Source organism: Ruegeria sp. BC8, from assembly GCF_056535705.1.
Window position 1 is genome coordinate 565,245 of record NZ_JBQFIV010000001.1, and the last position, 23,322, is coordinate 588,566.

Consider the following 23,322-nt stretch of genomic DNA (forward strand, 5'->3'; position numbering starts at 1 on the left):
CTTTTCCGCCGGATTCATCGTTGATACACCGCTAGTGTACGGGGTGATGAGTTTGAAAGGTCGGGCGGGCAGATGACAGCCGGGTATAACGGTCGCGTAGCAGTATTTTGGTCCCAGACGGAAATTGACGGGCTTGAAGCAGCGCCTGTGGCAGATTTGGCCATTGGAGCGTCTTGGTCGTGGCATGGGTGCATGACACGCTTGCCGGACTGTAGCGCGGAATATTCCGTTCAGACTGGACATGATCAGGCGTTGATGGCGCTGGCCGGGCATGGCCCCGAAGCCGCAACGCTGAAGCCGGTCGCCACGCTTGCGGTTGTCTCATTGACGAATGGGGCGCAGACCTACGAGGCCGAGTTGACGTTGGTCGAGGGTCAGAAAGACGCAGTTTTTCTGTTCCAAAATGGCTGCCCCGCGCGGGGTCAGGAATTCTGGGTGTGCGCCGTCGAAGAATATGCCCACGCAAGCCAGTCGGATGCAGGCAATGTCGTTTCCTTCCCAACGCATCGCAGGTCGACGGAGCAAACGTTGGTTCTTGCGCCGCATTTGGCTGCGACCGCCGCTGAATAGACGGCCCATTCCTTAGGAACTATTTTTTCGTCCGCGCATCGCCGCGTGTTGACTCTGGTCTGTTCGCAGATATAAGCGCGGCTTCATTGGTGTTGGTGGCCCCCGCAAGGGGATGCCTGTCATGGGGGAAACCTCAAGAGGACAACGCCCTTCATAGTGGCCCCGCGGGGCCTCGACCTAACGAAGGAGATCAGCCGTGACCAAACGCACGTCTGCCAAGTACAAAATCGACCGCCGGATGGGCGAAAACATCTGGGGTCGTCCGAAATCCCCGGTCAACCGTCGTGAATACGGCCCCGGCCAGCACGGCCAGCGCCGCAAGGGCAAGCTGTCGGACTTTGGCCTTCAGCTGCGCGCCAAGCAGAAGCTGAAAGGCTACTACGGCGACCTGACCGAGAAGCAGTTCCGCCGCATCTACGCCGAAGCCGAGCGTGTGAAGGGCGACACCGGTGAAAATCTGATCGGCCTGCTGGAGCGCCGTCTGGACGCTGTCGTCTACCGCGCCAAGTTCGTGCCGACCGTGTTCGCCGCACGTCAGTTCGTGAACCACGGCCACGTCAAAGTGAACGGCAAGCGGGTCAACATCCCCAGCTACCGCGTCAAGGAAGGCGACGTGATCGAGGTCCGCGACAAGTCCAAGCAACTGGCCGTCGTTCTGGAAGCCGTTGGCCTGGCCGAGCGTGATGTTCCGGATTACCTGGAAGTCGACCACTCGAAGATGACCGCGACCTTCGTGCGCACCCCGTCGCTGGGCGACGTGCCGTACCCGGTCATGATGGAACCGAACCTGGTCGTCGAATTCTACGCGAAGAACTGATCTTCGCAGACAGTTTTAGAAAACGGGCCGTACCTGCGAAGGTGCGGCCCTTTTTCATGGCAAGCACTCAGATCGGCAAAGGGCGGTCTTCTGCGATCGCCTCCATCGCGAAATACGAGGTCACGCTGTCCAGTTCGACCTTCTCGATCAGGCGCTGATAGACTTTGTCATAGGTCGCCATATCCTGTGTCACGACCCGTAGCTGATAGTCGTAGTCGCCGCCGATACGGTGGAAATCCACGACTTCCGGAATGGTCAGGACATGGCTGCGAAAGGCCTGCAGCCACTCGGCCGAGTGGTGACGCGTGCGCAGCATCACGAAGACCACCAGGTTCAGCCCCAGTTTTTCGCGCATGATCCGAGCTGTCGACCCTGTCAGGACGCCTGCATCGTTCAGCGCCTTCAACCGCCGCCAGCAGGCGTTTTGCGACAGGCCGACTCGCTCGGCCAGTTCGCGCTGGGAAAGGGTTGCGTCCTTTTGCAGTTCGCGCAGGAGGCGCTTGTCAATTTGATCTATCTTTTCATTCATTTCAGATCATATGACCCAAAATTCTTATAATTCAAGCAAAGATAGGTGAAGTTTACTCGGCTCAAGTAGATCATATTGGAAGTGCAATATGGAGCCAATGACATGACCCTGTCCCATTTTCGTGCAGAAATCCAAGCCGCCACTCACAATTCGACCCTGCGCGACGGGCTGATCGGAGAGAACGTTCTGATCCCGGGTCTGCATGGGGACGTGCCGCTTGTGTACGCGGACTACGTTGCCTCGGGCCGCGCATTGCGGCAGGTCGAGGATTTTGTGGCCCAGCATGTGTTGCCTTTCTATGCGAACAGCCACACCGAGGCCTCCTATTGCGGTTCCTACATGACGCGACTGCGCCGCGAGGCGCGCGCGGAAATAGCCCGCATCGTTGGCGCGAGGGGAGATGACGCGGTGATCTTCACCGGGTCCGGTGCCACTGCGGGGCTCAACCGGCTGGTCAGTTTGATGGGAGTGCAAGAGGCTGACCGGCCGGTTGTCTTGATTGGTCCGTACGAGCACCATTCGAACATCCTGCCCTGGCGCGAGAGCAAGGCGCAGGTCATCGAGATCCCCGAAGGCCCCGAGGGCGGGCCGGACATGGCGGTGCTGGAACAGACGCTGATCGAGCATTCGGATTCGGATCTGGTGATCGGGTCATTCTCGGCGGCGTCGAATGTCACGGGCGTGATCACCGACCCTGATCCGGTGACGCGGCTGCTGAAACGGCACGGGGCGCGCGCGGTCTGGGATTATGCCGGGGGCGGGCCCTACCTGCCGATGGATATGGGGCCGGACGATGCGCGCAAGGATGCCATCGTCGTGTCTCCGCACAAGTTTCCGGGCGGGCCGGGGGCTTCGGGCGTTCTGATCGTGAACCGGGGCGCCGTGCGCCGCACCTGTCCTAGTTGGCCGGGCGGGGGCACGGTCAGCTTCGTTTCGCCCTGGCGCCACGACTACAGCACCGATCTGGCCACCCGCGAAGAGGCCGGAACCCCGAACGTGATCGGAGATATCCGCGCGGCGCTGGCCTTTATCGTCAAGGATGCCGTGGGTACCGACGAGATCGCCCGGCGCGAGGCGCTGTACAACCGCATGGCGCTGGATGGGTGGCGTGACAACCCGAACCTGACCCTGCTGGGGGTGGACCATCCTCACCGCCTGCCGATCTTTTCCTTCCTGGTGCGCGACAACACCGGGCAGCCGGTACACCAACAGCTGTTCACACGGATGCTCAGCGACATCTACGGCATTCAGGCGCGCGGCGGGTGTGCCTGCGCGGGCCCCTATGCGCATCGGCTGCTGGGCATCGACAAGGCGGCCTCAGAGGCGCTGCACGCGGCGTTGTCGGCCGGAGAAGAGATGAAGAAACCGGGTTGGGTGCGGCTGAACTTCTCGTACATGATGACCGAGGACACGGTTCAGTTCATCATCGATAGCGTCAATGACCTGTCGCGCCGTACGCAGGAATACGCCCCGTTCTACGCCGCCGATCCGGCAACCGCCCGCTTCAAGGCGGCGTGACGGAATTGCCGCTTTTCCCAAGGCCTTGAGACCTGTATGAGGGGCGCAACCAACGGAGCCCCTCATGAACAAGATCACCCCGCAACCCGGCATCATGGATATCGCGCTGTATCAGGGCGGTCAGTCGCATGTCGAGGGCGTGGAAAACGTCATCAAGCTGAGTTCCAACGAAAACCCCTTTGGCCCCAGCCCCAAGGCGATCGAAGCCGTGCGCGACAGCGCCACGATGCTGCATCGCTATCCGGTGACCGATCACAACAACCTGCGCGCCGCGATTGGCGAGCGGCACGGGCTGGACCCCGACCGGATCATCTGTGGGGTGGGCAGCGACGAAGTGCTGCAATTCGTGGCCCAGGCCTATGCCGGGCCGAGGGACGAGGTGATCCATACCGAGCATGGATTCTCGATGTATCCGATCATCGCCCGCATGGCCGGCGCGACCCCGGTCGAGGTGCCCGAGCGTGACCGCAAGGTCGATGTCGATGCGATCCTGGCCGCGGTGACCGACCGCACCCGGATCGTGTTCGTGACCAACCCGGGCAATCCGACCTCGACCATGATCTCGGACGCCGAACTGACGCGCCTGGCTGAGGGCCTGCCGCAGACCTGCCTGATGGTTCTGGACGGCGCCTATGCGGAATTCGTGCCGGGATTTGACGGCGGCGCCGGTCTGGTGGACCGGTTCGACAACGTGATCATGACCCGGACCTTCTCGAAGATTTACGGGCTGGGCGGGATGCGGGTCGGCTGGGGCTATGCGCATCGCGAAATCATCGACGTGCTGAACCGCGTGCGCCAGCCCTTCAACCTGTCGCTGACGGCCATCGCGGCGGCCGAGGCCGCCGTGGCCGATGTGGAATATGTCGAGTTCTGCCGGGCCGAAAACGCCCGCCTGCGCGAAAGGCTGTCGGCCGAGCTGGCCAAGATCGGCGTTCCGTCCGATCCGTCCTGCACCAATTTCATCCTTGCGCGTTTCGCGGATCAGGCCGAGGCCGAGGCCTGCGACGCCTATCTGCAATCGAAAGGTTTGATCGTGCGCCGGGTTGCGGGCTACAAGCTGCCCAACGCTCTGCGGATCACCGTGGGCGACGAAAAGGCCTGTCGCCGCGTGGTTGCGGCCATCACCGCGTTCAAAGGGGGCGCCGCATGAGCCAGATCTATGACCGCGTGGCGCTGATCGGGTTGGGTCTGATCGCCTCGTCGATGTACTGGGCGATCAAGCGCGCCGGGTTGGCGGGCGAGGTGACTGGCTATGCCAGGTCCGAGGCCACCCGCGACACTGCGCGGCGCATCGGGCTGTGCGACCGGGTCTGCGACACCGCGCAAGAGGCGGTCGAGGGTGCCGATCTGGTCGTGCTCTGCGTGCCGGTGGGCGCAATGGGCTCCGTCGCCAAGGACATCGCGCCGGTGCTCAAGCCCGGCGCGACCGTTTCGGATGTAGGCTCGGTCAAACGTCACGTCATTGAAGAGGTTGGCCCGCATATTCCTGAAGGCGTGCATTTCGTGCCCGCGCACCCGCTGGCCGGGACCGAGCATTCCGGCCCCGAATCCGGCTTTGCTGAGCTGTTCGACAACCGCTGGTGCCTGCTGGTTCCGGTCGAAGGGTCTGACCCCGAGGCCATCGCCCGCCTGCGCGCCCTGTGGGAAGGGATGGGGTCGAATGTCGACGAGATGGATGCCGATCACCACGATCTGGTTCTGGCCGTCACCAGCCACGCGCCGCACCTGATCGCCTATACGATGGTGGGCGTCGCCGACGACCTGCGGCGCGTCACCGACTCCGAGGTCATCAAGTACTCGGCCGCCGGTTTCCGTGATTTCACCCGGATCGCGGCCTCGGACCCGACCATGTGGCGCGACGTGTTCCTGACCAACAAGGACGCGACGCTGGAAATCCTCGGCCGTTTCACCGAAGAGCTGTTTGCCCTGCAGCGCGCGATCCGCACGGGCGACGGTCAGCACTTGTTCGACTATTTTACCCACACCCGCGCAATCCGGCGCGGCATCATCGACGCGGGTCAGGACACCGACGCTCCTGATTTCGGGCGCGTAAAGGCCAAGTCATGAAACTGATCAAAGGCAAAGCTCTGACGGTTATAGCGATGGTATGGGCCGGCGCAGCCACTGCATCGGCCCCCGACACATCACCGGTTCCGGTTGCGCGGCCATCCCCGGTGTCAGAGCTGGTGCAGGCCGCTTATGTCCCGGCAAGTCCGGCGACGCCGATCGCTGTACCAGCGAAGATGCGACCCGTGGTGCGGCCCGTATCCCCTCAGGTGCTGGCCGTGGCAGCGCGCCCGGCCGACCTTCCGCTGCTTGGACCGGATACCTCGCTCAAACCCTATCTGCGGCCCGAGGCGTTGGAACAGCAAGTCCTGTTCAAAAAGCGAAAACTGCGCAAAGGATCGGTGTGCGGTGACATCGCCATTCAGGGCAAGGCCGTGGGCTCGGTTCCCGGCAAGATCAAAGCCTGCGGGATCAAGGATGCCGTCCAGATCACATCGGTGTCAGGCGTGGTTCTCAGTCGCCCATCGACGATGGATTGCGGCACGGCGATCGCCTTGAACAAATGGGTCGACAAGACCGTCAAACCGACGTTCAAACGGCGCGGTCCAGTTGTCGAATTGCAGGTTGCTGCGCACTACGCTTGCCGTACCCGGAACAACCGGAAAGGTGCCAGGATCTCGGAACATGGCAAGGGTCGGGCCATTGATATCTCGGGGTTCAAAATGGCCGATGGCGAGGTGGTGACGGTTCTGGACGGTTGGCGCAAGAACCCCTCGAAGAAACAACTGACCAAGATCTGGCGCGGAGCGTGCGGGCCCTTCGGCACGGTTCTTGGCCCGAATTCAGACCGCTATCACCAGAACCATTTCCACCTTGATACCGCCCGTTACCGAAGCGGACCCTACTGCCGCTAACGCAGGATCAGACGCGGGGCCGGGCCCAACGGCAACGGTCCCAAAGCCACGAACCCGTCGCGGAAATTCAGCTGCAGGTCCAGCGCGTTGGGGTTGCCCCCCAGACCTGCCAGCAGGTTCAACGCCCGCGTGACCGGATCAACGGCCTGATCGGGCAGGGCACCTGCAGCATTGGCCATGGCAATCATGTCACGCCAGTTCTCGGCTTTGACCGCAATCTCTCCGACCGGAATGCCCTGTTCATCGACCTCCAGTTCGCCGGTTGCAAACAGACGCAATTCGCCCCATTGCACCTCGGCCAGATGCAGGTCGATCAAACGAGGTTGAGGGCGACGTTCTTCCAGCGCGGAACGGTCCCAGGTTTTGTCGAAGGTGACATTCATGTCCAGTTCGAGTGTCTCGAAGGCTTGGGGCAGCGAAGCAGCCGTTCGCATCAGCGCGCGCAGGTCTTCACCGGGCGTAAAGGCATCCGAACTGACCCCGATCGCATAGCTCTCGGGCTGGGTGCCTTGTTCCATGACCAGGGCAAGTGACTGACCGGCAGCCATGTCGGTTCCGTCCTGGGTCACCGACCAGTTGCCCGATGTAAGGGCCATCTTCTCCAACTCCAGCGCGACGCCCGGACGCAGATTCAGTTCCGCCTGAAGGCTGTCGGCCAGGATGATTGCGGTCTGGTCGAAATAGGACAGCCGCTGCGGCGTATCCGCAAAGCGCAAGATCTGTCGTCCGGGCCAGATGGCGGGGCTTTCGAATTCGATCCAATCCGCGCTCCAGGCTGTGCCATTCACCGGATCGGCCAGCGCGACACTGTTCAATCGGGTCACGTGGTGCAGCGGAAATCCGGCGATTTCCACGTCGGAATAGTCGGCCTGCCATCCAAGATCCTGCTGATGCGCGAACCAACCGGTGATGGCGCTGCGCAGCCCATACCCGGCTATGGCCCAATACCCTCCCCAGAGGATGGCCAGAAATATGAACACTCGTACCAATCGGCGCATCGCAAATGGCCCTTTTTCCTGCCTTGGAATTGATGTTTATAGGCCTAAACGGGCAAGGACCAGAACTATGACGATGTGGGTATTCGGATACGGGTCGCTGTTGTGGAATCCGGGCTTTCCGGTGGCCCGGCGCGAGCAGGCGACACTTCACGGCTATGCGCGGTCATTTTGCATGCGGTCGATCCATCACCGCGGAACCGAGGAAAACCCCGGACTTGTCCTGGCCTTGGACGAACACCCGGATGCCCATTGCAAGGGCTTGGCGCTGGCGGTCGAACCGGGCCATGAGGAACGCACCCTCGAGGAATTGCGCGAGCGCGAATTGATCTCGTCAGCCTATGTGGAGAAGATGCTGGATGTGCATCTGGACAACGGCCAGACCGTGACGGCAGTGACCTATGTGATCGATCCCGACCACGTGCAGTATTGCGGGGGCCTGCCGCTGGAGGAGCAGGCGCAAATCATCGCGCGGGCCGTGGGCGGCCGCGGCCCCAACCCCGAGTATCTTTACAATACCGCTGAACACCTGTCCGAGATCGGGTTGCACGACCCGGATCTTGAGTGGTTGGCGCAACGGGTGCGCAGCCTGACCGCATAAACCCTTGGCCTTGCCACCAGATTTTCGATAGATTCGCCTCAGAGCAGGCAAAACCGGGAAAGACGCGCATGGCGCATGTACAGCAGGGCGCGAGACCGCATTTCTCGCAACCGATCCGTCAAATCGTGATGATGCTGATCGCCATCGGGCTGTCGGGTCTGGGCGTGTTCATGGCTCTGCCCTACGTCCTGCCGGTTTTTTATGCCAACCCCTATCTGAACGGATTCATCCTGCTGGTCTTCGTCATCGGCGTGGTGGCCTGTTTCTATCAGGTGACCCAGTTGATCGGCTCGGTTCGCTGGATCGAAGCGTTCGTTGGCGGCGTCGTGCGCGAAGACGCTCGTACACCGCAGCTGTTGGCCCCTCTGGCGTCGCTGCTTCGCGCACGCGGCGCGAAATCGCAGATCAGCTCGACATCGACCCGGTCGATCCTGGATTCGGTCGCGGAACGAGTCGAGGAAGAGCGGGAATTCACCCGTTACATCACCAACGTGCTGATCTATCTGGGTCTTCTGGGCACATTCTTCGGCTTGGCAACAACGGTTCCTGCAATTGTCGATACCATTCGCAGCCTGAACCCCCAAGAGGGCGAAGAAGGCCTGGCCGTATTCAATCGTCTGATGAGTGGCCTCGAATCCCAGCTGCAAGGCATGGGCGTGGCGTTCGGGTCCTCTCTGTTGGGGCTTGCCGGATCGCTGATCGTGGGTTTGCTCGAACTGTTCGCCGGCCACGGGCAGAACCGCTTCTACCGCGAGCTTGAGGAATGGCTGTCGTCGATCACGCGCGTCGGATTTGCCGCCGGAGATGAAGGCGGTGCGGAACTTGCGGTGCTGACCCCGGTCCTTGATTCCATGTCCGAGCAGATGGACGCGCTGCAGGATCTGTTCGCGGCCCAGGAGGCGGATCGCGCCGAAGTATCGGCCAAGCTGGGTGCATTGGTCGATGTCATCGCGGACATGAACCAACGGCAGGCGGAAACCGAAGGGGTCACCGCCGCGCTTGAGCGGATCGCGTTGGGGCAGGACGCGCTGCTGGATCATATGCGTGAACATGGTGCGGGCGAGGGGATCGACGCCGAAAGCCGGATGCGGCTGCGGTCGATGGACGTGCAGCTTCTGCGCATTCTCGAAGAAATCTCGGCTGGGCGCCAGGACAGCATGAACGAACTGCGCAAGGATTTCGAACTGCTGGTCAAGGCGCTGACGCTTCCGCGCGGGGCGGCGCGCCACACACCGGGCGGAGAATAACACATGGCCCTGTCTCGTCGAACCGGTCAGCGTTTCCAAGGCTCGGTTTGGCCCGGCTTCGTTGATGCAATCACGGGGCTGCTGATGGTCATGACCTTTGTGCTGACCATTTTCATGGTCGTGCAGTTCGTGCTGCGTGAAACCATCTCCGGACAGGAAGACGAGCTGACGGCCCTGTCGGACGAAGTGGCCGCCCTTGCGGATGCCTTGGGCCTGGAAGAGCGCGAGAACAGCCGCCTGCAGGCACGGTTGGGGGCACTGAACACGACGCTGTCGCAGGCCGAAGAGGATCTGAGCCAGGCGCAGGCCTTGATCTCATCACTCACATCGGAGCGTGACCAGCGCGCGGCCGAGTTGGAAGAGGCGCAGACTCGTATCACAGGGTTCGAAGCGCAAGTTGCCGCGCTTTTGGCTGATCAGGCGCGCGCGCAGGGCGATATTGCCGAATTGGAATCCCAACGCGAGCAACTGCTGTCCGAGCAGGAGGCATTGAACCTTGCCTTGGCTCAAAGCCGTGCGGAGGTGGATGCCCAGGCCGAGGCAGCACGGCTGGCGGCTGCACGCCGCGAAGCGCTTGAGGCCTTGGTGGCCGACCTTGAGAAAGCGGACAGCGCGCGCGCGGCCCAGATCGCGGAATTGCAAAGCCAACTGTCTGAAGAGGAAGCCGCCCGCGTCGCCGAAGCTGCTGCCGCTGAGGCACTGCGCAACAGATTGCAGAATGCGGATGCCGAATTGACGGCCATGACCCTGGCACTGGAAGAGCAGCGTAAACAGGCCGAGGAAACACTGACACTGTTGGCCGCCGCTCAGACGGCCAAAGCCGAGCTTGAGCGGCAATTCGGTGAGTTGAATGACGAAGAGCTCAAGGCTCAGCTTGAAGCAGCCCTTGCGGCGCGAACCGAAGCTGAGGCCGAGGCCGAAAGTCAGCGGACGCTGGCCGAGCAGCGTGACGCCTTGCTTGCCGTTGCCCGGGAAACGATCGCCACCGAAAAGGCTCTTTCCGCCAAGGCGCAACGCCAGACGGCCTTGTTGAACCAGCAGATCGCCGCATTGCGCGGCCAATTGGGGTCGTTGCAGGCGCTGCTGGATGACTACAAGGACAGGAATGCCGAGGCCGAGGTGCAAATTCAGACCCTTGGTCAGGACCTGAACGCGGCCCTTGCCCGGGCCGCTTCCGAAGAACGGCGCCGCCGCTTGCTGGAAGAGGCCGAACGCGTCCGTCTGGAGGCCGAAGCCGAGAAACTGGCCGGCCAGAATCAGGAACTTACGGCACAGGCCGAAGACCTGCAGCGGTACCGCTCCGAGTTCTTTGGTCGCCTGCGCGACGTACTGGGCAACCAGGAAGGCGTTCGGATCGAGGGCGACCGCTTCGTATTCTCGTCCGAGGTGCTGTTCCCACCCGGTTCGGCGGTTCTGTCCGAGGATGGCCGGCGCGAGGTCGCGAAAGTGGCGGGCATTCTGAGTGGGATTGCGGCGGACATTCCGCCCGAATTGAACTGGGTCATCCGGGTCGACGGTCACACGGACAATATCCCGCTGAACGGAACAGGACGGTATCGAGACAATTGGGAGCTCAGCCAAGGGCGGGCGCTGTCGGTCGTGCGCTACATGGTCGAACAGTTGGGCATTCCGCCGGAACGTCTGTCAGCAAACGGATTTGGAGAGTTTCAACCTGTCGATACGGCGGACACTCCGGAAGCGCGGGCAAAGAACCGTCGCATCGAATTGAAGCTGACCGAACGCTAAGCCAGTGTCAGCGCGGCCCGAAGCGGAAGCTGGGATCGGGTGTGCCCGCAAAACAGCGTGGAACAACCGGGTAGTCATCGGTCAGAAAATACGCGTAGGTGCCCGAAGGAAACTCGGTCGAGACGGTCATGGCGCCATTGCATTCACCGAGCGTTCCAAGCCCCGCCACGAACTCGTAGTCTTCGTTGAACGTTCCATCATGTCGTCCGTCAGGGGCGGCGCCGCCCGGGCGCTGTCCGGCCTTCAGCCGGTAGGAAGAGGTCATTTGCGTGACCTTGCCGCCCACCAAACCGGTTCGGGCGTAAATCGGAAACCCGTCCGCTGCATATCCGATCAACGGAGAGTGTTCTTTCGGTGACCAGCCCTGCATTTCGATCAGGCCGGTCGGAACCCCGTGGTAGTGATATTTTCCGTTCGGTTGGACATGCGCGAAATTGGCATCGAGTCCAAGGGCGATCGCGCCGCCCAAGGCATTGTAGGACCAGCCCGACCGGGGATCGCCGTGCCAGAATTCAGCGGCCAGTGGGTCAAAGACGACCCCAGTCAGGGACACGCCAAAATTCCACCCCATGCGCAGAGGCGTCGGGGTTGCATTCGCCCTCGGAACGGCCGGCAGGTTCAACTTGACCGACTGCTCGGCGATTTGATGCGGGTTGCCTTTGTTCGGAAAGCGACCGACCAGATGATTGGGGATGCCATTGCCGGTAATCGACAAGGCGCGGCCTTGTTCGGTGATCTCTGACCTGTTGACGCCTGGGTTGACGGTCGCCGGTTCCAGGTTCAACGGTTCCGCACGGGTTTCGTCATGAAAGCGAAACCGATGCTGTGCAGAGGCGATTACGCCTACGACCGAGGCCGCGAAGGCGATGCTCCAAATGACGGCGATTTTTCTGGACACTGTGCTGCTCCACTCCAAAGGCTTTGGTCTGAAACGTGGTGCGCAAGGATTTCCGTCGCTGGGAACTGTCTTTTTGGCGAATACTTGCGGGAGGGGGGGCTCTAAAGAAATCGCCCGGCAGAACTGACTGCCGGACGACGAGACTTTTTTGATTGAACCGAGGTCTAGTCCGCGGTCAGCAGCGGCGGCTTGTCGCCCGAGATCCGCGGATTGTCGGGGCCGATAATCTCGAGATCCAGATCGCCTCTCTTGACCGAGACCCGCACAACACCGCCCTTGGCCAGCTTTCCGAACAGCAGTTCTTCGGCCAACGGTTTCTTGATGTGCTCCTGGATGACCCGGCCCAGAGGCCGTGCGCCCATCTTGTCGTCATAACCCTTGTCGGCCAGCCACTCGGCAGCTTTCGGGGTCAGGTCGATGGTGACGCCACGATCCAGCAGTTGCGCCTCAAGCTGCAGGACGAATTTTTCGACCACCTGCAGGATGACCTCTTTGGGCAGCGGCGCGAACGAGATTACCGCGTCCAGACGGTTGCGGAATTCAGGGGTGAACATCCGTTCGATCGCGGCGGTATCTTCACCTTCACGCCGGTCGCGGGCAAAGCCGATTGCGGCCTTGGCCTGTTCTTGCGCACCTGCGTTCGAGGTCATGATCAACACCACATTGCGGAAGTTCACCGTACGGCCGTTGTGATCGGTCAGCTCGCCGTGGTCCATCACCTGCAGCAGGATGTTGAACACGTCTGGGTGGGCCTTCTCGATCTCGTCCAGCAGCAGCACGCAATGCGGGTGCTGGTCGACGCCATCGGTCAGCAAACCGCCCTGATCGAAGCCGACATAGCCCGGAGGCGCACCGATCAGACGGCTGACCGCGTGTTTCTCCATATATTCCGACATGTCGAAGCGCAGCAGTTCCACGCCGAGCGTATCGGCCAGTTGCTTGGCGACCTCGGTTTTGCCGACACCGGTCGGGCCGGCGAACAGGTAGTTGCCGATCGGTTTTTCCGGCTCGCGCAGACCGGCCCGTGCCAGCTTGATTGCGCTGGACAGAGCCTCGATTGCCTGGTCCTGCCCGAACACCACCCGTTTCAACGAGTTCTCAAGGTCCTTCAGTACCTCCGCATCGTCCTTGGTGACGTTCTTCGGCGGAATGCGCGCGATCTTGGCCACCACGGCCTCGATCTCCTTGACGCCGATGGTCTTGCGCCGCTTGCTTTCAGCCACAAGATGCTGGGCCGCACCGGCCTCGTCGATCACGTCGATCGCCTTATCAGGCAGTTTGCGGTCGTTGATGTAACGCGCAGACAGCTCGACCGCGGTCTTGATCGCGTCGGCGGTGTATTTGATGTCGTGATGCTCTTCGAAATAGGGCTTGAGACCGCGCAGGATCTTCACGCTGTCCTCGACCGAAGGCTCGTTCACGTCGATCTTCTGGAACCGACGCGACAGCGCGCGGTCCTTCTCGAAGTGCTGGCGGAACTCTTTGTAGGTGGTCGAGCCCATGGTGCGCAGCTTGCCGCCCTGCAACGCAGGCTTCAGCAGGTTCGAGGCATCCATGGCGCCGCCCGAAGTTGCACCCGCACCGATCACGGTGTGAATCTCATCAATGAACAGCACGGCGTCTGGGTGATCCTCAAGCTCGGTCACCACGGCCTTGAGCCGCTCTTCGAAGTCGCCGCGATAGCGCGTGCCGGCCAGCAATGCGCCCATGTCCAGCGAATAGATGGTGGTGTTGGCCAGAACGTCTGGCGCGTCGCCTTGGACGATCTTATAGGCCAAACCTTCGGCAATCGCCGTCTTGCCCACGCCCGGATCACCCACCAGCAGCGGGTTGTTCTTACGGCGGCGGCACAGAACCTGGATGCAGCGCTCGACCTCGTCGGCGCGACCGATCAGCGGATCGACGTCGCCGGCGCGGGATTTGGCGTTCAGGTCCACGCAATACTTGCCCAACGCGCTTTCCTTCTGGTCGGCGTCACCGGAGGCGTTCTGCGCTTCCTCTTCACCCTGATCAGCGCCGGTTACCGGACGATTTTCACCAAATGCCGGGTCTTTGGCGACGCCGTGGGCGATGAAATTCACCGCGTCATAACGCGTCATGTCCTGCTCTTGCAGGAAGTATGCCGCGTTGCTTTCCCGTTCGGCAAAGATGGCCACCAGAACATTCGCCCCGGTCACCTCGGTCCGGCCCGAGCTTTGCACATGGATCGCGGCGCGCTGGATAACACGTTGGAACGCAGCTGTCGGTACGGCTTCGGACCCGTCGATGTCTGTCACCAGATTGGACAGATCCTCGTCGATGAACTCGACCAGAGAGCTGCGCAATTCGTCCAGATCCACGCTGCACGCCTTCATGACGCGCACCGCATCGGGTTCTTCCAGCAGCGCCAGCAACAGATGCTCCAGCGTTGCGAATTCATGACGCCGTTCGTTTGCAGCCGCCAGGGCCGCGTGAATGGCTTGTTCCAGTGTGCTCGAGAATGAAGGCACGCGGGTGCTCCTCTGTATTGGGTCGGAAGGGGTTCGAGTATTGGCCGGATCCCCATCCCAACCATGACCTCATACTATTAGAGTTTGGTTGATCATGGCGCGGCTTCAAGGGTTTTCTTTCACTTGACAGTCACATTTAACGTGACCGTGGCCGTGAAGAAGACCAATTAGGCATCAGAAGCGGTCTTTTCTACCCCGGATCTCGGCAAAAACGGCGACCGGGTCAGCCCCCACCATTCCAAGCTGTGCCTGAATCTTGGGATCAGTGGCGCGCAGGAACGGATTGGTCGCCTTTTCCACGCCCAGATTTGACGGCACGGTCGCGCGGCCCTCTGCCCGAGCCTGATCGATCTCATGCACCCGTTGCTGCAACGCTGTGTTGTCAGGATCAACGGTTACCGCAAATCGTGCGTTTGACTGGGTGTATTCGTGACCCGAGCAGACCGACGTCTCGTCGGGCAAAGCCGCGAGTTTCGAAAGCGAGGTCCACATTTGCGCTGCGTCTCCTTCGAACAAGCGCCCGCATCCCAGCGCCATCAGGCTGTCGGCCGTGAACACCACCGCGCTTTTGGGCATGTAATATGCCACATGTCCCACCGTATGCCCCGAGACATCCAGAGCCTCGACGGGTTCGCCCCCAATCTCGAACCGGTCACCGTCAGCCACCTGTTTGTCGAGGGGAGGAAGCCGGTGAGCGTCGGCCGCCGCACCAATCACCTGTGCTGGGTGCTGCTCGAGGATGCCCGGCAAGCCGTCGACGTGATCCCAGTGGTGATGGGTCAGAAGGACATGGCTCAGGCGCCAGCCGCGTGCGGTCAATTCGGCCAGAATGGGTCCGGCCTCCGGGGCGTCGACCAGGGCTGTCTGTCCGCTTGCATGGTCATGTGCCAGAAAAGCATAGTTGTCGCTGAGACAGGGGATGGTGACGATCTCAAGAGGCATGGCCTTTTGCCCTTTCGTTGCTAGACTGCGCTCAGCTAAGCCGATCGACCGGGTATCTGCAATGCATCTTGATGTGCAGGATCTTAGGAACTTCTATTACCGCAGCACGCTGGGGCGTGCGGCGCAGGCTGCCATTCGTGGCCGGCTGATCGAGCTGTGGCCCGAGGCCAAGGGCCAGACGGTGGCCGGATTCGGATTTGCGGTGCCTCTGTTACGCCCTTATCTTGCGGACGCGCGGCGTGTCATCGGCCTGATGCCCGGACCGCAAGGGGTGATGCCCTGGCCCGCTGGTATGCAGAACGTATCGGTGCTGACCGAGGAAACCCGGTGGCCGATCGAAACCGGTCATGTAGACAAGCTGGTGGTCATGCACGGGCTCGAGACCTCGGAACGACCCAGTCAACTGCTTGAAGAGTGCTGGCGTGTTCTGGGGCCGGGTGGCCGGGCGGTGTTTGTCGTTCCCAATCGGGCCGGGCTTTGGTCCCGAACCGACCGTACGCCCTTCGGCTACGGACATCCGTATTCGGCAACCCAGTTGGAGAACCAGCTGCGCGCACATCATTTCGTGCCCGAGATGCACTGCTCCGCCCTTTACCTGCCGCCCTCGTTCCGGCGGTTCTGGCTGCGCTCGGGTGGGCTGATCGAAAAGACAGGGCAACGGATCCCGACCATCATGGCCGGTGGTGTTCTGATGGTCGAAGCCAGCAAGCTTGTGCGGCCACCAAGCGGCAGCGTGACCAAGGATGCCGAAAAACGCCCCATCAAAGCGCTGGACGGATTGCTGAAGCCGGCGTGAACCGGCGCGCATCCACAAGCGCGGGATTCCCGGAAACATGAGGGAAAAAGGCCACAGGAATCGCAAAAACAGGCAACTTGGTAACATTTTTCACGCCGGCGAATGGGTTCAAACCGTCGCAGTTTCCGTAACCGATTGAAAAGAAAGATTTTGTGGATAAAGCTGAGCCCGGCATAACATATTGCTAGGTGGCTTAGGCTCTGCTACATCCCCGGTGATTTTGATCCCCGCCCTTTCAGGACGGGGTTTCCTCACGCCCCCGGTTCAGCTGCCGCACGCGAAATCGGGGCCCAAAATATCGGAAGGGTGGACGTGTCCGAACCAGCTTCGATTTCGACGGGCATAGCCAAACGCTATGCAACGGCGATCTTCGAGATCGCAAAAGAGAACAAGGACCTTGCAGGTCTGGAAACCGGCATCAATGACCTTTCGGCTGCATTGAGTGAAAGCGCGGACCTGCGCGAGGTGATCTCTTCGCCGCTGATCTCCCGGGCCGACCAGCAGGCGGCCATCACCGCCGTGGCCGACAAGATGGGCCTGCACCCGATCATGCGCAACACGCTGGCTCTGATGGCGCAGAAGCGCCGTCTGTTCGTGCTGCCGCAGCTGATCAAGGTTCTGCGCGAAATGCTGGCCGACGAGCGCGGCGAAGTGACTGCCGAAGTTGCCTCGGCCAAGGCGCTGACCAAGACCCAGCTGGAAAAACTGTCCAAGACACTGTCCGAGCGCGTGGGCAAGGACGTGACCATCAATGCGACCGTCGATGAAAGCCTCATCGGTGGTCTTGTCGTCAAAGTGGGCTCGCAGATGATCGACAGTTCGATCCGCTCCAAGCTCAACTCCCTACAGAATGCAATGAAAGAGGTCGGATAAATGGGTATCCAAGCCGCAGAGATTTCTGCAATCCTGAAAGACCAGATCAAGAATTTTGGTCAAGAAGCAGAGGTGGCCGAAATCGGCCGCGTGCTGAGCGTCGGTGACGGTATTGCCCGTGTTTACGGCCTGGACAATGTGCAGGCGGGTGAGATGGTCGAGTTCCCCGGCGGCATCATGGGCATGGCGCTGAACCTCGAAGCCGACAACGTCGGTGTCGTGATCTTCGGCTCGGACCGTGACATCAAGGAAGGTGACACCGTCAAGCGCACCAACTCGATCGTGGACGTTCCGGTTGGTGACGAACTGTTGGGCCGCGTTGTTGACGGTCTGGGCAACCCGCTGGACGGCAAAGGCCCGATCAATGCCAAGCAGCGCGGCGTCGCAGACGTCAAGGCGCCGGGCATCATCCCGCGTAAGTCGGTGCATGAGCCGATGGCGACCGGCCTGAAGTCGGTTGACGCGATGATCCCGATCGGCCGTGGCCAGCGTGAGCTGATCATCGGCGACCGTCAGACCGGCAAGACCGCTGTGGCTCTGGACACCATCCTGAACCAGAAGGTCTACAACGAAGCCGCTGGCGACGATGAATCGAAGAAGCTGTACTGCGTCTACGTGGCCATCGGCCAGAAGCGTTCGACCGTTGCTCAGCTGGTGAAGAAACTGGAAGAATCCGGCGCCATCGAATACTCGATCGTCGTGGCCGCAACCGCGTCCGACCCGGCGCCGATGCAGTTCCTGGCACCTTATGCCGCAACCGCGATGGCTGAATACTTCCGTGACAACGGCCGCCACGCTCTGATCATCTATGATGACCTGTCCAAGCAGGCCGTCGCCTATCGTCAGATGTCGCTGCTGCTGCGCCGTCCGCCGGGCCGCGAAGCCTATCCGGGTGACGTTTTCTACCTGCACTCGCGCCTGCTGGAGCGTTCGGCCAAGCTGAACGAAGACTTCGGCGCCGGTTCGCTGACCGCTCTGCCGGTCATTGAAACCCAGGGCGGCGACGTGTCGGCCTTTATTCCGACCAACGTGATCTCGATCACCGACGGCCAGATCTTCCTGGAAACCGAGCTGTTCTATCAGGGCATCCGCCCCGCCGTGAACACCGGTCTGTCGGTTTCGCGCGTGGGTTCGTCGGCTCAGACCAACGCGATGAAGTCGGTTGCTGGTCCGGTGAAACTGGAACTGGCCCAGTACCGCGAAATGGCTGCATTTGCGCAGTTCGGTTCGGACCTCGACGCCGCAACCCAGCAGTTGCTGAACCGCGGTGCGCGTCTGACCGAGCTGATGAAGCAGCCGCAGTACTCGCCGCTGACCAATGCGGAAATCGTCTGCGTGATCTTCGCCGGCACCAACGGCTATCTCGACAAGATCGACGTTTCGGACGTTGGCCGCTACGAAGCTGGTCTGCTGGCGCATCTGCGCGGCAAGCATGCCGATCTGCTGCAGTGGATCACCGACGAAGATCCCAAGATCAAGGGCGAGGCTGCCGACAAGATCAAGGCTGCGCTGGACGAATACGCCGCAACCTTCGCTTAAGGAGACGCGGCGATGCCAAGTCTAAAGGACCTTAAAAACAGGATCGAGTCGGTCAAATCGACCCGCAAGATCACCAAGGCCATGCAGATGGTCGCGGCTGCAAAACTGCGCCGCGCCCAAGAATCTGCCGAAGCCTCGCGCCCCTATGCCGAGCGGTTCAATGCCGTGATGGCGGGGCTGGCGGCGTCGGTCGGGGGCAGCGACAGCGCCCCCAAGCTGCTCCGTGGTTCGGGCAGTGATGATGTCCATCTGCTGGTTGTGATGACAGCTGAACGCGGCCTGTGTGGCGGCTTCAACTCGAACATCGCCAAGCTGGCCCGCCAAAAGGCGGAAGAGCTGCGCCTCAAAGGCAAGACGGTCAAGGTTCTGACCGTCGGCAAGAAAGGCCGCGACGCGCTCAAGCGTGATCTGGGCGATCTGTTCGTCGGTCATGTCGACCTGAGCGAAGTAAAACGCATTGGTTACACCAACGCGCAGGACATCGCGAAGGACATCCTGTCCCGCTTTGACGGGGGTGAGTTCGATGTTGCCACGATCTTCTACTCGAAGTTCGTCAACGTTGTGACCCAGATTCCGACGGCACAGCAGGTCATCCCCGCCTCGTTCGAAGACGAAGCGACGGGTGACGACAGCGGTGCCATCTTCGACTACGAGCCCAGCGAAGAGGCCATCCTGGCCGACCTGCTGCCCAAGGGGGTCGCGACAGCGATCTTCTCGGCTCTGCTCGAAAACGGTGCGTCTGAACAGGGTGCACGGATGTCCGCGATGGACAACGCGACACGCAATGCGGGCGAGATGATCGACAAGCTGACGATCCAGTTCAACCGCTCGCGTCAGGCCGTGATCACCAACGAGCTGATTGAAATTATTTCCGGCGCCGAAGCGCTGTAAGAAAACCGGAGACGAAACATGGCGAATGCAAAAGGCAAAGTCACACAGATCATCGGGGCCGTCGTCGACGTGCACTTCGAAGATCAGCTGCCTGAAATTCTGAACGCGCTGGAAACTTCCAACAATGGCAAGCGCCTGGTGTTGGAAGTTGCTCAGCACCTGGGTGAAAACACCGTCCGTACCATCGCGATGGACGCGACCGAAGGTCTGGTCCGCGGCGAAGCCGTGACTGACACCGGCGCACCGATCTCGGTTCCGGTTGGCAACGCCACCCTGGGCCGCATCCTGAACGTGGTCGGTGAACCGATCGACGAAAAAGGTCCGGTTGAAGCGTCTGAGGCCCGCGCGATCCACCAGCCCGCGCCGACCTTCGACGAACAATCGACCGAGTCGGAAGTTCTGGTCACCGGCATCAAGGTTGTCGACCTGCTGGCCCCCTACGCCAAAGGCGGTAAGATCGGCCTGTTCGGCGGCGCCGGCGTTGGTAAAACCGTTCTGATCATGGAACTGATCAACAACATCGCAAAAGTGCACTCGGGTTTCTCGGTGTTCGCGGGTGTTGGTGAACGGACCCGTGAAGGGAACGACCTGTACCACGAGATGATCGAATCGAACGTCATCAAGCCCGACAACCTGTCGGAAAGCCAGGTGGCCCTGGTCTACGGTCAGATGAACGAACCTCCGGGGGCGCGTGCCCGTGTTGCTCTGACCGGCCTGACCCTGGCCGAGCAGTTCCGCGACCAGTCCGGTACCGACGTTCTGTTCTTCGTCGACAACATCTTCCGCTTCACGCAGGCGGGCTCCGAGGTGTCGGCTCTGCTGGGTCGTATTCCTTCGGCGGTGGGCTACCAGCCGACGCTGGCCACCGACATGGGCGCCCTGCAGGAACGCATCACTTCGACCAAGAAGGGCTCGATCACCTCGGTGCAGGCGATCTACGTGCCTGCGGACGACCTGACCGACCCCGCGCCGGCAACCTCGTTCGCACACCTGGACGCAACAACCGTTCTGAACCGTGCGATCTCGGAAAAGGGTATCTACCCGGCCGTGGACCCGCTCGACTCAACCTCGCGCCTGCTTGACCCGGCCATCGTCGGCGAGCGTCACTACAAGGTTGCGACCGACGTTCAGCAGATTCTCCAGCGCTACAAGTCGCTGCAGGACATCATCGCCATCCTCGGCATGGACGAACTGTCGGAAGAGGACAAGTTGACCGTGGCCCGCGCCCGCAAGATCGAGCGCTTCCTGTCGCAGCCGTTCGACGTGGCCGAAGTCTTCACCGGTTCGCCGGGTGTGCAGGTTCCGCTAGAAGTCACCATCGACTCGTTCGAGCGTGTCGTGGCCGGCGAATTCGACCACCTGCCCGAAGCGGCCTTCCTGATGGTTGGTGGCATCGACGAAGTGATCGCCAAAGCCGAGAAGATGGCCGCAGCTGCTGCCTAAGGAGTATCCCCGATGGCAAACACGATGCAATTCGACCTCGTCAGCCCGGAGCGGAGCCTTGCTTCGCTTCAGGCCAGCGCGGTCCAGATTCCCGGTGCGGACGGGGACATGACGGCGATGCCCGATCATGCCCCCACCATTACCACGCTGCGTCCGGGCATCCTGAAGGTCGAAGCGCCCGAAGGGACCAGCGAATACCTGGTCACCGGCGGGTTTGCCCAGATCAACGGCGATGCTCTGTCGGTGCTGGCCGAAAAGGCCATCCCGGTTGACGAAGTGACCCGCACGCATCTGGACGAGCTGATTGCCGAGGCTCGCGCCTTGCACGAGGCGGCGAAGGAAAACGGCGAACAGACCATTGTCGACGAGGCAGCCAAGCTGCTGGCCGACATGGAAGCGCTGGGAACGCACATGAGCCTGTAACGGCTGATGCACCGTCAGAATTGGAAACGGCCCTGCTGCTGCGGGGCCGTTTTTTTGTCGTGATTTCGCCGAAAGGTCAGGATAAGTTGCGGAAATTCATAGGAATTGATGCGCAATGAAGAAATTCTTGACCCACCCCATCGGAATTGACCGAGGTGAAGAGGTTCTGTTCTCGGAATTCGCAGATGGCGGAGACATGTGGACGGGCGAGGGGCCGCGGGAACGACGCCGGCCCGTCACCTTCAGCCAACCCTTCCGCACCCCGCCCGTCGTGCAGATTGGAGTGTCCTTGTGGGATGTCGATACCTCATCGGCCTTGCGCGCCGAGCTGCTGTCCGAGAATGTTACAACCACGGGCTTTGATGCGGTGTTCCGGACGTGGTCGGACACCCGTATCGCCCGGATCCGCGTGGCATGGACCGCGATCGGGGAAGTTGCGCACGAGGACGACTGGGACATCTCCTGACCCGCCGTTCCCAGCGGGCCATCCGCAATGATTTAGGGTTCGATCATTGCCACGCGTTTCGCGTGCCGGCCGCCTTCGAATTCGGTGCTCAGAAAGGCATCGACAATATCCAGCGCCAATCCAGTGCCAACAACACGCGCGCCGATCGACAGCATGTTGGCGTCATTGTGCTGGCGGATCATGCGAGCAGAGAACGTATCCGAACAGACGCCGCAGCGGATGCCGGGAACCTTGTTTGCAGCCATCATGATACCTTGCCCCGTGCCGCACAGGACAATGCCCAATTGGCACTCGCCCGAGACGACGGCCTCGGCGGCGGCTTTGCCGTGCTTGGGGTAATCGGTGCTTTCGGGGCTGTCAGGGCCGAGATCCAGAACGTCCCAGCCTTGTGCCGCTGCAAAAGCGGCAACTTCCTTGCGCAGGTCGATGGCAGCGTGATCGCTGGAAAGAACCAGACGTTTGTTGGCGGTCATGGGAATGGCTTTCCGGTTTCTTCAGTCTGTGTGGTACAGGGATTCGTAGATCGGGATCAGGGTCTTGTCTTCGAACAGCGACGACACTGATGTGCCCTGCCAGATGTTCAGAATGGCCTGTGTGAAGATCGGGGCCGTCGGCACCGTGCGGATATTTTTGGCCTTCTTGATGTCTTCGGTCGGCATGATCGTGTCGGTCAAAACAAGCGATTTCATCACCGAGTTCGAGACGCGTTCAACGGCCGGGCCGCTCATGACGCCATGGGTGATGTACGAGTGAACCTCGCGTGCGCCGTTGTCTATCAGCACCTGCGCCGCCTTGCACAGCGTACCGGCCGTGTCGCAAATGTCGTCGACGATCAGGCAGATCTTGTCCTTCACGTCGCCGATCACGGTCATCTCGGCCACTTCCCCGGCTTTTTCACGCCGTTTGTCGACGATCGACAGAGGAGCGCTGATCCGCTTGGCCAGCTCGCGGGCACGAGCCACACCGCCGACGTCCGGCGAAACCACCATCAGGTCGTCCATCTGGTCGCGGAACTGGTCCTTCACGTCCAGCGCAAAGATCGGAGAGGCATACAGGTTGTCGACCGGCATGTCGAAGAACCCTTGGATCTGTGCCGCATGCAGGTCCATCGTCAGGATGCGTTCGATCCCGGCGCCGGTCAGCATGTTGGCCACCAGCTTGGCGCTGATCGGGGTGCGCGCCTTGGTGCGGCGATCCTGGCGGGCGTATCCGAAATAGGGGATAACCGCGGTGATCCGCGCCGCCGACGATCGGCGCAGCGCATCGGCGATGATCAGCAGCTCCATCAGGTTGTCATTGGCCGGGTTCGAGGTGGGCTGGATAATGAACATGTCCTCGCCCCGGACGTTCTCGAAAACCTCGACAAAGATCTCGCCATCGTTGAACCGTTCGACCCGCGCATCTACCAGACGCTGGTTGACGCCGCGGTGCAGGCTCATGCGGCGCGCGATGGTTTCGGCAAGCGGAAGGTTTGCGTTCCCAGCAATAAGCTTGGGTTCGTGATGTGTCGGCATCGGCTGAGGTCCCCGGGCAGCAGTGGCAATGTGACAGATTCGTGATGTTGACACCGCTTAGCATGGCCTTACGGTTCCGCAAAGGTAACTGGGTGGAGAAAGTG

The 23,322-nt window shown here is 61.2% G+C and carries 23 protein-coding genes; 16 read left to right on the forward strand and 7 right to left on the reverse strand.

What is annotated here, in order from left to right:
• Positions 1 to 192 precede the first annotated feature (192 nt).
• Together ACR3EK_RS03005 and rpsD are read left to right on the forward strand one after the other, a co-directional pair.
• Positions 193 to 570 (forward strand): hypothetical protein, encoded by a 378-nt coding sequence (locus ACR3EK_RS03005; protein ID WP_480632646.1) that lies wholly within the window; start codon positions 193 to 195, stop codon positions 568 to 570.
• A gap of 196 nt (positions 571 to 766) precedes the next feature.
• Positions 767 to 1,387, forward strand: coding sequence for a 30S ribosomal protein S4 (gene rpsD / locus ACR3EK_RS03010; protein WP_170357108.1), 621 nt, complete (start codon positions 767 to 769; stop codon positions 1,385 to 1,387).
• A gap of 67 nt (positions 1,388 to 1,454) precedes the next feature.
• Here rpsD and ACR3EK_RS03015 read toward each other — a convergent pair whose 3' ends face one another.
• The gene (locus ACR3EK_RS03015) at positions 1,455 to 1,916 is read right to left on the reverse strand and encodes an Lrp/AsnC family transcriptional regulator (protein WP_170357109.1); all 462 of its coding nucleotides are present in this window, start codon (positions 1,914 to 1,916) and stop codon (positions 1,455 to 1,457) included.
• A 102-nt stretch (positions 1,917 to 2,018) separates the two neighbouring features.
• Here ACR3EK_RS03015 and ACR3EK_RS03020 point away from each other — a divergent pair, with 102 nt between their 5' ends.
• The 4 genes from ACR3EK_RS03020 (at position 2,019) to ACR3EK_RS03035 (ending at position 6,355) form a co-directional block, all read left to right on the forward strand.
• The gene (locus ACR3EK_RS03020; protein WP_170404904.1) at positions 2,019 to 3,434 is read left to right on the forward strand and encodes an aminotransferase class V-fold PLP-dependent enzyme; all 1,416 of its coding nucleotides are present in this window, start codon (positions 2,019 to 2,021) and stop codon (positions 3,432 to 3,434) included.
• A gap of 64 nt (positions 3,435 to 3,498) precedes the next feature.
• Positions 3,499 to 4,584 (forward strand): histidinol-phosphate transaminase, encoded by a 1,086-nt coding sequence (hisC, locus tag ACR3EK_RS03025; RefSeq protein WP_480632647.1) that lies wholly within the window; start codon positions 3,499 to 3,501, stop codon positions 4,582 to 4,584.
• The gene (locus ACR3EK_RS03030; RefSeq protein WP_093964624.1) at positions 4,581 to 5,501 is read left to right on the forward strand and encodes a prephenate/arogenate dehydrogenase family protein; all 921 of its coding nucleotides are present in this window, start codon (positions 4,581 to 4,583) and stop codon (positions 5,499 to 5,501) included. Before hisC ends, ACR3EK_RS03030 begins: the two co-directional genes overlap by 4 nt.
• Positions 5,498 to 6,355: an extensin-like domain-containing protein gene (locus ACR3EK_RS03035; protein WP_170371726.1), complete on the forward strand. Its 858-nt coding sequence runs from the start codon at positions 5,498 to 5,500 to the stop codon at positions 6,353 to 6,355. The genes ACR3EK_RS03030 and ACR3EK_RS03035 overlap by 4 nt, the downstream gene beginning before the upstream one ends.
• On the opposite strand, the gene ACR3EK_RS03040 is transcribed toward ACR3EK_RS03035, so the two are convergent.
• The gene (locus ACR3EK_RS03040; protein ID WP_170339936.1) at positions 6,352 to 7,353 is read right to left on the reverse strand and encodes a DUF2125 domain-containing protein; all 1,002 of its coding nucleotides are present in this window, start codon (positions 7,351 to 7,353) and stop codon (positions 6,352 to 6,354) included. The genes ACR3EK_RS03035 and ACR3EK_RS03040 overlap by 4 nt on opposite strands.
• 67 nt (positions 7,354 to 7,420) lie before the next feature.
• Between ACR3EK_RS03040 and ACR3EK_RS03045 the strand changes: the two genes are divergently transcribed.
• The 3 genes from ACR3EK_RS03045 (at position 7,421) to ACR3EK_RS03055 (ending at position 10,944) form a co-directional block, all read left to right on the forward strand.
• Positions 7,421 to 7,951: a gamma-glutamylcyclotransferase gene (locus ACR3EK_RS03045; protein ID WP_170340516.1), complete on the forward strand. Its 531-nt coding sequence runs from the start codon at positions 7,421 to 7,423 to the stop codon at positions 7,949 to 7,951.
• A gap of 68 nt (positions 7,952 to 8,019) precedes the next feature.
• A complete protein-coding gene (locus ACR3EK_RS03050) occupies positions 8,020 to 9,198 on the forward strand; it encodes a biopolymer transporter ExbB (RefSeq protein ID WP_170340518.1) in 1,179 nt (392 codons plus the stop codon).
• A gap of 3 nt (positions 9,199 to 9,201) precedes the next feature.
• The gene (locus ACR3EK_RS03055; RefSeq protein ID WP_480632648.1) at positions 9,202 to 10,944 is read left to right on the forward strand and encodes a peptidoglycan -binding protein; all 1,743 of its coding nucleotides are present in this window, start codon (positions 9,202 to 9,204) and stop codon (positions 10,942 to 10,944) included.
• Between the two features lie 7 nt (positions 10,945 to 10,951).
• Here the strand turns inward: ACR3EK_RS03055 and ACR3EK_RS03060 are convergent, their stop codons facing one another.
• From ACR3EK_RS03060 to gloB, 3 genes are all read right to left on the reverse strand, one after another.
• Complete coding sequence (locus ACR3EK_RS03060; RefSeq protein ID WP_480632649.1) at positions 10,952 to 11,842, reverse strand: YHYH protein; 891 nt, start codon at positions 11,840 to 11,842, stop codon at positions 10,952 to 10,954.
• A 164-nt stretch (positions 11,843 to 12,006) separates the two neighbouring features.
• Positions 12,007 to 14,331, reverse strand: coding sequence for an ATP-dependent Clp protease ATP-binding subunit ClpA (clpA, locus tag ACR3EK_RS03065; RefSeq protein ID WP_170357119.1), 2,325 nt, complete (start codon positions 14,329 to 14,331; stop codon positions 12,007 to 12,009).
• 174 nt (positions 14,332 to 14,505) lie between these two features.
• Entirely contained in the window at positions 14,506 to 15,273 is a 768-nt protein-coding gene (gene gloB, locus ACR3EK_RS03070; protein ID WP_480632650.1) for a hydroxyacylglutathione hydrolase, read from the reverse strand.
• 61 nt (positions 15,274 to 15,334) lie between these two features.
• On the opposite strand from gloB, the gene ACR3EK_RS03075 reads away from it, so the two are divergent.
• The 7 genes from ACR3EK_RS03075 (at position 15,335) to ACR3EK_RS03105 (ending at position 21,704) form a co-directional block, all read left to right on the forward strand.
• Complete coding sequence (locus tag ACR3EK_RS03075; protein ID WP_170339950.1) at positions 15,335 to 16,069, forward strand: class I SAM-dependent methyltransferase; 735 nt, start codon at positions 15,335 to 15,337, stop codon at positions 16,067 to 16,069.
• Between the two features lie 312 nt (positions 16,070 to 16,381).
• On the forward strand, positions 16,382 to 16,942 hold the full coding sequence (locus tag ACR3EK_RS03080; RefSeq protein ID WP_093965027.1) for a F0F1 ATP synthase subunit delta: 561 nt from the start codon (positions 16,382 to 16,384) through the stop codon (positions 16,940 to 16,942).
• Positions 16,943 to 18,481, forward strand: a complete 1,539-nt coding sequence (atpA, locus tag ACR3EK_RS03085; protein ID WP_170339951.1) for a F0F1 ATP synthase subunit alpha — start codon at positions 16,943 to 16,945, stop codon at positions 18,479 to 18,481. It abuts the gene before it with no gap.
• A 12-nt stretch (positions 18,482 to 18,493) separates the two neighbouring features.
• Positions 18,494 to 19,372 (forward strand): F0F1 ATP synthase subunit gamma, encoded by an 879-nt coding sequence (locus ACR3EK_RS03090; RefSeq protein ID WP_170369672.1) that lies wholly within the window; start codon positions 18,494 to 18,496, stop codon positions 19,370 to 19,372.
• An 18-nt stretch (positions 19,373 to 19,390) separates the two neighbouring features.
• Positions 19,391 to 20,815 (forward strand): F0F1 ATP synthase subunit beta, encoded by a 1,425-nt coding sequence (atpD, locus tag ACR3EK_RS03095; RefSeq protein ID WP_480632651.1) that lies wholly within the window; start codon positions 19,391 to 19,393, stop codon positions 20,813 to 20,815.
• Positions 20,816 to 20,827: 12 nt separating this feature from the next.
• On the forward strand, positions 20,828 to 21,238 hold the full coding sequence (locus tag ACR3EK_RS03100; protein ID WP_170390887.1) for a F0F1 ATP synthase subunit epsilon: 411 nt from the start codon (positions 20,828 to 20,830) through the stop codon (positions 21,236 to 21,238).
• Positions 21,239 to 21,353: 115 nt separating this feature from the next.
• A complete protein-coding gene (locus ACR3EK_RS03105; protein ID WP_093964638.1) occupies positions 21,354 to 21,704 on the forward strand; it encodes an H-type lectin domain-containing protein in 351 nt (116 codons plus the stop codon).
• 32 nt (positions 21,705 to 21,736) lie between these two features.
• Here the strand turns inward: ACR3EK_RS03105 and rpiB are convergent, their stop codons facing one another.
• Both rpiB and ACR3EK_RS03115 read right to left on the reverse strand, forming a co-directional pair.
• Entirely contained in the window at positions 21,737 to 22,177 is a 441-nt protein-coding gene (rpiB, locus tag ACR3EK_RS03110; protein WP_170340531.1) for a ribose 5-phosphate isomerase B, read from the reverse strand.
• A 21-nt stretch (positions 22,178 to 22,198) separates the two neighbouring features.
• The gene (locus ACR3EK_RS03115) at positions 22,199 to 23,218 is read right to left on the reverse strand and encodes a ribose-phosphate pyrophosphokinase (RefSeq protein ID WP_093964640.1); all 1,020 of its coding nucleotides are present in this window, start codon (positions 23,216 to 23,218) and stop codon (positions 22,199 to 22,201) included.
• Positions 23,219 to 23,322: the final 104 nt, after the last annotated feature.